General features: G+C 65.0%; 2 protein-coding genes. Both read left to right on the top strand.

The window, feature by feature from the left end; genetic code table 11:
* A partial coding sequence (locus tag AC1D01_RS35310; protein WP_477874266.1) for a membrane dipeptidase occupies positions 1-484 on the top strand: 484 nt, incomplete at its 5' end.
* A gap of 140 nt (positions 485-624) precedes the next feature.
* Entirely contained in the window at positions 625-1,200 is a 576-nt protein-coding gene (locus AC1D01_RS35315) for an isochorismatase family protein (protein ID WP_477874268.1), read from the top strand.
* Positions 1,201-1,266 lie beyond the last annotated feature (66 nt).

The raw sequence follows: 1,266 nt of genomic DNA on the forward strand, positions 1-1,266 counted from the left end.
GCTCGGCATCGTGGTCGACGTCGCACACGGCACGTATGACCTCGTCCGCCAGGCCTCGTCTGTCACAGACAAGCCGCTCGTGCTGTCGCACACATCGCTGGCCGCAGCGTCGAGGCCACACAGCCGCCTGATCGCGGCGGATCACGCGCGCGCAATCGCGGGCACCGGCGGCGTGATTGGTATCTGGCCACCGGCTTCGATCTTCCCTGACCTGGCAGCCCTGGCTGTTGGCATCGCGCGGATGGCGGACGTCGTCGGGGTCGAGCATGTCGCTCTCGGCAGCGACATGAACGGTCTGGTCGGGCCGTCGACGTTCGCCTCGTACCGCGACCTGCCGGCTCTGGCCGACGCTCTGTTGCAGCATGGGTTCAACGCAGACGACGTGCAGCGCATCCTCGGTGGCAACTACGCTCGCGTGTTCCGCGCGAGCCTCGGTGACGGCGCCGTGCCATCGCAGGTCGAATCGTCCGGCGGGGCAACGTAGTCAGAGCCTGGCGGCCACCACGGCCGCGAAGGACTCAGTCCGGCCGCAACCGGCCGGTCACGAACGACGGCTTGCGGGTACGCTCGGAGTCATGGAAGATTGATCGCCTACCCTCCACCTCGCATCAAGGCATCCTGACCATGTCCACTGTCCGCGCCGGAAATCAAGCAGCGCTCGTCGTGGTTGACGTTCAAGTCAGCGTCGTAGCCGAAGCCTGGGAGACCACGCGAGTCGTCAACAACGTCGCGCGCGTTGTTGAGCGCGCCCGAGAGCAACTTGTCCCCGTGATCTGGGTGCAACATGACGACAAGGAACTCGTGCGCGACTCGCCGTCATGGCAACTGGTACCGGAATTGGTTCCCGCGCAAGGCGAAGCGCGGATCTACAAGCATTTCGAGTCGTCGTTCGAAGAGACGGGGCTCGAAGCCGAGCTTGCGCGCATCGGCGCGACGCACATCGTTCTGGCCGGCGCCGCGACCAACTGGTGCATCCGTGCCACCGCCTACGGCGCACTGGATCGCGGCTACGACCTGACTCTGGTCAAGGATGCGCACACGACGAAGAGTCTCGAACTTGAGAACGGGCCGAAGATTGAGGCCCCAAGCGTCGTTGCCGACTTAAACGTCGCGATGAAGTGGATCAGCTACCCCGGGCGGAAAAACGGAACCGCAACAGCAGAGGAAGTCGACTTTGCTACACCAGGCGGCGTTCGCTGAACAAGCGGCAGCCTTGCGCATGGCGGCACTGCGGCTTGACCCCTCGGTCGAGGCGAGGCCCAACGG

It is taken from the genome of Rhizobacter sp. P3_B12 (assembly GCF_056402895.1).